The following is a 6,682-nucleotide window of genomic DNA, read 5'->3' as shown; positions in this document are numbered from 1 at the left end:
CAGGGGCCCGCGCGGTGCGCGAGCCCCTGCCACTGCATCGGGGACGGACCCGGGAGGCCGGGTGAGGTCGGGTCAGTTGCCGTAGAGGGCCTCGACCTCGTCCTCGTAGTCGGTCATGATGACCTTCCGCTTCAGCTTCAGGGAGGGGGTCATCGTGCCGTTCTCCTCGGTGAAGTCCTCCTTGAGGATCGTGAACTTGCGGATCGACTCGGCCTTGGAGACCGCCTTGTTCGCGTCGTCGACCGCGGACTGGACCTCGGCGAGCACGGTCTCGTTGGTCCGGGCCTGCTCGAGGGTGAGCGAGCCGAGGCCGTTGTTCGAGGCCCAGCCGGGCAGCATCTCCTCGTCGAGGGTGATGAGCGCGGCGATGAAGGGCTTGCCGTCGCCGACGACGAGGCACTGGCTGATGAGCGGGTGGGCGCGCAGCCGGTCCTCGAGGACGGCCGGGGCGACGTTCTTGCCGCCGGCGGTCACGAGGATCTCCTTCTTGCGGCCGGTGATCTTCAGGAAGCCGTCCTCGTCGAGGTCGCCGAGGTCGCCGGTGTGGAACCAGCCGTCCTGGACCGCCTCGGCCATCGCCTGCTCGTTCCCGTGGTAGCCCTTGAGGACGTTGACGCCCTTGATGAGCACCTCGCCGTCATCGGCGATCCGGACCGACACGCCCGGCAGCGGCAGGCCGACGGTTCCGATCTTGGTGTTGTCCGGCAGGTTGACCGTGGCCGGGGCCGTGGTCTCGGTGAGGCCGTAGCCCTCGAGGATCGTCACGCCGATGCCGCGGAAGAAGTGCCCGAGGCGGGTCCCCAGGGCCGCGCCGCCGGAGACGGCGTACTCGACCTTGTTGCCCATCTTCGAGCGCAGCGTGGAGTAGACGAGCTTGTCGAAGAGCGCGTGCTGCAACTTCAGCTTCAGCGGCACCGAGCCGGTGTCCTGGGCCTCGGACCAGGCGATGGCGGTCTCCGCGGCCCTGGCGAAGATCTTGCCCTTGCCGCCCGCGGTCGCCTGCTCGTTGGCCTTGTTGTAGATCTTCTCGAAGACCCGCGGCACGGCGAGGATGAAGGTCGGCTTGAAGGCCTGGAAGTCGTCGAGGATGTTGGCGATGTCGGCGCTGTGGCCCATCCGGACCTCGGCGGTCACGGCCAGGACCTCGATGAAACGGGCGAAGACGTGTGCGAGGGGCAGGAAGAGCAGCGTCGAGGCGTCCTCCCGCTCGAGGAGGTCCTTCATCTTCGCCTGGGTGTTCTCCGCCAGACCGAGGAAGTTGTCGTGCGTCAGCTGGCACCCCTTCGGGCGACCGGTGGTGCCGGAGGTATAGATGATCGTCGCGACCGTCTCGCGTCCCGTGCCGGCGATGCGGGCGTCGAGGTCCTCGTCGCTGACCTCGGAGCCGCTGGCGACGACGGTGTCCAGGTCGCCGTTGTCGATGGTCCAGACGTGCCGTACCCCGGACTGCTCCCGGGTGGCCTCGGTCGCGATCTGCTGGTGCTTGGCGGTCTCGACGATGAGCAGCGAGGTGCCGGAGTCCTTGACGATCCACTCGATCTGCTCGGCGGAGCTGGTCTCGTAGATCGGGACCACGACGCCGCCCGCGGCCCACGCCGCGAAGTCGATCACGGTCCACTCGTAGCGGGTGCGCGCGACGAGTCCGATCCGGTCGCCGGCCTCCAGGCCCTGGGCGATGAGGCCCTTGGCGAGGCCGCGCACGTCCTCGTTGAACTGGGAGGCGGTCACGTCACGCCAGGAGTCGGCCTCCTTGACGGAGAAGGCCACCCGCTGCGGGTGCCGGGCGGCGTTGCGGCCGGGAAGGTCGGCGAGGGAGTCCTTCGGGTCACCGTCGACGATCCGAGGCATCGAGTTGTCGTTCACATGGTCTCCTTTGTGTCGCCGGTTCACCGTTCTCCGCCCACTCCGCAGGGGCGCACGCTGCCCTTGACCTTACCGGGCATGGGCGGGCGGCGGGCTGGCACCGGGCGTGATCGAGGCCATAATCTGTGCCGGTGTCCCTCCGCCCCCGCACCGTCGACGTCGTGGACGAGACCTTCGTGCGCGCCCGGCCCGCGACGGTGCGTGCCGCGCTGGACGAGCCGGGCCTGCTCGACCGGCTCTGGCCGGGCCTGCAGCGGGAGGTCCTCCAGGACCGGGGGACGAAGGGGGTGCGCTGGCGCGCCGCCGGCGACGTCGAGGGGCGCCTCGAGATCTGGCTGGAGGAGGCCTCGGGCGGCACCATCGTCCACCACTTCCTCCACGGGAGGCAGCGCCGGGGAGGTCGGCGCTGGGTGCAGCAGCACCGTCGCCGGTGGAAGGGCGGCCTGCATGTGATCAAGGACCACCTCGAGGGTCGGCGGCCACGAGGCGGTGGCCTGTAGTCTGCCCGCCATGGCCGACAGCACGCGCTCCAGCATCGTCGTGGACGCTCCCTGCGGGGACGTCCTGGACATCATCGCCGACCTCGAGGCCTACCCGGAGTGGGCCAAGGAGATCACCCGCGTCGAGATCCTCACCGAGGACGGGGACGGGTGGCCCGACCAGGCCCGCTTCTCCCTGGACGCCGGGGCGATCAAGGACACCTACACCCTCGAGTACACCTGGGACGTCGAGGAGTCCGGTGCCGGTGTCGCCTCCTGGCAGCTCGTCGAGGCCACCATGCTCAAGGCGATGGACGGCTCCTACACGCTGACCGAGTCCGACGCGGGGACCGAGGTCGTCTACGAGCTGACGGTCGACCTCAAGGTGCCCATGCTGGGGATGCTCAAGCGCAAGGCGGAGAAGGTCATCGTCGACACGGCGCTGCGTGACCTGAAGAACCGCGCCGAAGCCTGACCCCGTGGGAGTTCATCTCGTCATCGGCGGCGGCGAGCACAGCGAGGCCGTCACCACCCGGATCAGCGCCGGCCTGCAGTCCGCGGGTCCGGTCGTGCACGCCTCCTCGGGGGAGGGCCGGGACCCCGTCGTGGTCGCCGTCCGCGCCCACCTGGACCGCCTCTTCGCCGCGCTGGACCTGCCGGCGCCGGTGATCGCCGACCTGCTCGCCCGGGTCCTGCCCCCCGAGCTGCCCACCCTGCTGCGGCTGGCCCGCGAGGTGGACCAGGCGAGGGCCCAGGGGGTGGACCTCGTCGCCGCGGTGCCGCTGGAGGTCGGGCGGCTCCTCGACCTGCCGCAGCGCATCGCACGGACGATGGAGGCCTTCGTCCCCGTGGTGGCCCGGTGGGAGACGCTCGTCGCGCCCCCGGGAGTCGGGTCCCTCCCCGCCCCCACGAGCACGCTGCTCACCGCCCTTCGTGAGGGTGGTGAGTTGCTGGCGGACCTCGACGAGGTGCTCAGTGACGCGTCCGGCACCGCGCTGCACCTGGCGGCCCCCGCCGGGCCGGTCGGGTCCGCCCGCCGGGCCGACGCCGAGGTGCTCCTGGCGCTGCGCGGCCGGACCCTCACCGCCGTCCACCCGCCCGGAGCGGCCGGGATCGAGTACCTGCCCCAGGTCGAGGCAACGGCACGGCCCCTCGTGGAGCGCAGCGAGGACGTCTGGTTGCTGCGGGTCGCGCTGCCGGGGATCCGGGCGGGCGACCTGGAGCTGGTCCGCCACGACGACGAGCTGCTGCTGCAGTGCGCGGGTCGCTCCCGCCGGGTCCTGCTGCCCTCGGTCCTGCGGCGGTGCACGGTCGAGCGGGCCGGCGTCGCCGGCGGCGTCCTGACCGTGGCGATGTCCCCCGACGAGGCGGTGTGGCCGCGTGGTTGACGGCACGGACCACGGCGGCGGAGCGGCGGACGACGTGGGCGAGGCCGTGGCCTCGCTGCTGCGCCTGCTCTCCGAGATCGACATGGACGAGCTGGGCGAGGACCTGCGCGAGCTGGACTCGGCGACGAGCCAGCGTGCCCTGACGGGCGTCAGCCTCCTCGCCGAGGCCATCACCCGTGCGGTGCTCGGCGCCGACGGAGTCGCGGACGTGCTCGGCGTCGACCTCGACCAGACGCCGGAGCACACGCCGCACACCGACCGGGGTGAGCGGATCGTGGTGCACGACGACGACGCGGGCGCCGGGTCCGGGGCGGGAAGTGGAGCATGAGCCGACCCGAGCGGGAGGCACCCGCCATCGGCATCGACATCGGCGGGACCAAGCTGGCCGGCGGGCTCGTCGACGCCGGCGGACGCATCAGCCACCGCACGCAGGCGGCGACCCCCGAGGACACCGTGGGGATCGTCGCTGCCATCGCGCGGCTGGCCGCCGAGCTGCTGGAGACCGCTGACGGCCCCGTGGCGGGAGTCGGTCTCGCCTGCGCCGGGCTCGTCGACGGTCACCACGGCCACCTGTGGTTCGCACCGAACCTGCCCTGGCGGGACATCGACCTCGCAGGTGAGGTGGAGCAACGACTGGGACGCCCCGTCGTCGTGGAGAACGACGCGAACGCCGCCGCCTGGGGCGAGTACCGCCACGGCACCGGGGCCGCCGCGGACACCGACGCCATGGCGCTGATCACCGTGGGGACCGGCATCGGCGGTGGCGCCGTCGCCGGCGACCAGCTGCTGCGCGGCAGCTTCGGGGCGGGCGGCGAGATCGGCCACGTCGTCCTGGACCCGGACGGGCCGCGCTGCGGCTGCGGCAACCGTGGGTGCCTCGAGGTCTTCGCCTCCGGCAGCGCCCTCGTGCGCACCGCCCGCGAGGTGATCCACTCCTCCTCGCCCCACGTCCAGGGCCTGCGGGACCGCTGCGGGGGCGACGCCGACCGGCTCACCGGCGAGGACGTCACCGCCGCAGCCGTGGACGGGGACCAGGCCGCCGTCGAGCTCCTCGCCGATCTCGGCGCCCGGCTCGGGGAGGGGATCGCGACGCTGTGCGCGGTGCTCGACCCCGGCCTCGTCGTCATCGGCGGGGGCGTCGCCGACGCCGGTGACCTGCTGCTCGGGCCGGCCGCCGCCTCCCTCGGCCGCCGGATCGTCGGGCGTGGGTACCGCCCTTCGCCCGACCTGGCCCTGGCCACCCTGGGCAACGACGCCGGCATCGTCGGCGTGGCCGCCCTGGCCCGGGAGAGCGCCTCGTGAGGACCGCGATCGGTCTGGACATCGGGGGCACGAAGGTCTCCGGAGGCGTCCTCGACGAGGAGGGACGCATCCTCGTGCGCACCCGGCGGGACACCCCCGACCGCTCCAACGCGCCCCGTGTCGTCGAGGACACCCTCGTCGAGGTCGTCGACGAGCTGCTCGCGATGGCCGAGGAGGACGGCATCGACCGGCCGCTCACCGTCGGCATCGGCGCGGCCGGCTTCGTCGCGGCGGACCGCTCCACGGTCGTCTTCGCCCCCCACCTCTCCTGGCGGGACGAGCCGCTGCGGGAGTCCCTCGGCTGCCGGATCGACCTGCCGATCACGATCGAGAACGACGCCAATGCCGCCCTGTGGGCGGAGCACCGCTTCGGGGCGGCCGCGGGGGCCAGCCACGCGGTGATGATCACCCTCGGCACCGGGATCGGTGGCGCGATCCTCGTGGAGGGCGCGCTCGTGCGGGGCCGGTACGGCATCGCGGGGGAGTTCGGGCACATGCAGGTCGTCCCCGGCGGTCAGCGCTGCGAGTGCGGCAACCGCGGCTGCTGGGAGCAGTACTCCTCGGGCAATGCCCTCGTGCGCGAGGCCAAGGGGCTCGCCATGGCCCACTCGCCGATGGCCACCGATCTGCTCGCCCACGTCGGCGGTGACGTCTCGCGCCTCACCGGGCCGGCCATCACCGACATCGCCCGGTGCGGCGACGCGACGGCCATCGAGCTCCTCGCCGAGATCGGTCACTGGCTCGGCGTCGGTCTGGCCAACCTCGCGGCGGCCCTGGACCCGGAGGTCTTCGTCATCGGTGGCGGTGTGAGCGCCGCGGGCGACCTGCTCCTCGGCCCGGCGCGGGAGACCTTCGCCCGGCAGCTGACGGGGCGTGGGTACCGACCGGCGGCGCGGATCACCGCGGCCCGATTCGGCCCCGACGCCGGTCTCATCGGCGCTGCCAGTCTCGGGGCGCGCGAGGGGAACTCGCCCCGCTAGACCCGTGCGCCGTCGTCCGGGTCGTCGCCGCGGTGGGTCGGCTGGCGCAGCACCAGGCAGGTGAAACCGCCGACGATCAGCCCGAAGACGACCACCTTGGTGAGGAAGCCGGCCTCCGGCCGGAGGAAGACGAGCCAGACCAGGCCGAGCGGGCCCAGGACGAGCCCGACGAGCGCGCCCCAGAAGAGCCGGTCGCTCAGCGGCGGCAGCGGCCGGGTGGGCGGGGGAGTGAAGCCCTCGTCGTCCTCGGCCGTGCCGGGGTGCTCCGGCTGGCCGAGCAGGTCGGCGACCGAGTTCGTCGGGTCCACCCGCCACGGCACCGAGCCGTCGTGGGCGAAGGGGGAGACGTCCCCCTTGCCCTCCTCCTCCGCCTCCGGGTGGCGGGCCCCCCAGGGCGGGTTCGTCGCGCTGCGACGGCTCGGGGGTGGATTGGTCGCCCCACGACCGCGCGGCGCAGGATTCGTCGGCCCGTGTCGGTGGGGCGGCGGGGCGCCCCCTTCGTCATCCGGCTCGGTGGGTCCCTGCTGCGGGTCGAGTGCCTCGTCCTCCCAACGGGCAACGATCGACTCGAAGATCGCGTCGACGTCACGCTCGTCGGGCTGCTGTGCCTCGGCCATCTCCCGCTCCGTGCTCGCCTCCGGTGATGCTGCTGCTCCCATCCTCGCACGGT

Annotated in this window: 8 protein-coding genes; 6 read left to right on the top strand and 2 right to left on the bottom strand. The window is 72.9% G+C overall.

Translation table 11 applies throughout. The features are described from left to right. Positions 1 to 72: 72 nt before the first annotated feature. Complete coding sequence (locus tag JCO01S_RS09025; protein ID WP_068254105.1) at positions 73 to 1,863, bottom strand: AMP-dependent synthetase/ligase; 1,791 nt, start codon at positions 1,861 to 1,863, stop codon at positions 73 to 75. Positions 1,864 to 1,994: 131 nt separating this feature from the next. On the opposite strand from JCO01S_RS09025, the gene JCO01S_RS09020 reads away from it, so the two are divergent. The 6 genes from JCO01S_RS09020 to JCO01S_RS08995 are packed head-to-tail and all read left to right on the top strand — an operon-like array spanning position 1,995 to position 6,012. Beyond that, positions 1,995 to 2,363 (top strand): polyketide cyclase / dehydrase and lipid transport, encoded by a 369-nt coding sequence (locus JCO01S_RS09020; RefSeq protein ID WP_157074538.1) that lies wholly within the window; start codon positions 1,995 to 1,997, stop codon positions 2,361 to 2,363. Positions 2,364 to 2,373: 10 nt separating this feature from the next. Continuing rightward, positions 2,374 to 2,817, top strand: coding sequence for an SRPBCC family protein (locus JCO01S_RS09015; protein WP_068254095.1), 444 nt, complete (start codon positions 2,374 to 2,376; stop codon positions 2,815 to 2,817). A gap of 4 nt (positions 2,818 to 2,821) precedes the next feature. Next, a complete protein-coding gene (locus JCO01S_RS09010; protein ID WP_068254084.1) occupies positions 2,822 to 3,730 on the top strand; it encodes an ArsA family ATPase in 909 nt (302 codons plus the stop codon). Next, on the top strand, positions 3,723 to 4,058 hold the full coding sequence (locus tag JCO01S_RS09005) for a hypothetical protein (protein WP_068254081.1): 336 nt from the start codon (positions 3,723 to 3,725) through the stop codon (positions 4,056 to 4,058). The genes JCO01S_RS09010 and JCO01S_RS09005 overlap by 8 nt, the downstream gene beginning before the upstream one ends. Further along, the gene (locus JCO01S_RS09000) at positions 4,055 to 5,032 is read left to right on the top strand and encodes an ROK family protein (protein WP_068254078.1); all 978 of its coding nucleotides are present in this window, start codon (positions 4,055 to 4,057) and stop codon (positions 5,030 to 5,032) included. Before JCO01S_RS09005 ends, JCO01S_RS09000 begins: the two co-directional genes overlap by 4 nt. After that, positions 5,029 to 6,012 (top strand): ROK family glucokinase, encoded by a 984-nt coding sequence (locus JCO01S_RS08995; protein ID WP_068254075.1) that lies wholly within the window; start codon positions 5,029 to 5,031, stop codon positions 6,010 to 6,012. Before JCO01S_RS09000 ends, JCO01S_RS08995 begins: the two co-directional genes overlap by 4 nt. On the opposite strand, the gene JCO01S_RS08990 is transcribed toward JCO01S_RS08995, so the two are convergent. Further along, the gene (locus tag JCO01S_RS08990; protein WP_157074537.1) at positions 6,009 to 6,671 is read right to left on the bottom strand and encodes a hypothetical protein; all 663 of its coding nucleotides are present in this window, start codon (positions 6,669 to 6,671) and stop codon (positions 6,009 to 6,011) included. The two genes, JCO01S_RS08995 and JCO01S_RS08990, sit on opposite strands and share 4 nt — an antisense overlap. Positions 6,672 to 6,682: the final 11 nt, after the last annotated feature.

Origin of the sequence: Janibacter corallicola NBRC 107790 (assembly GCF_001570965.1) — a bacterium.
Lineage (GTDB): Bacteria > Actinomycetota > Actinomycetes > Actinomycetales > Dermatophilaceae > Janibacter > Janibacter corallicola.
This window is presented reverse-complemented; position numbering and strand designations above follow the sequence as displayed.

Excerpts from the sequence above, each read along its gene's own strand:
- JCO01S_RS08990 (WP_157074537.1), bottom strand. The coding sequence starts at position 6,671 with ATGGGAGCAGCAGCATCACCGGAGGCGAGCACGGAGCGGGAGATGGCC.
- JCO01S_RS09015 (WP_068254095.1), top strand. The coding sequence starts at position 2,374 with ATGGCCGACAGCACGCGCTCCAGCATCGTCGTGGACGCTCCCTGCGGG.
- JCO01S_RS09000 (WP_068254078.1), top strand. The coding sequence starts at position 4,055 with ATGAGCCGACCCGAGCGGGAGGCACCCGCCATCGGCATCGACATCGGC.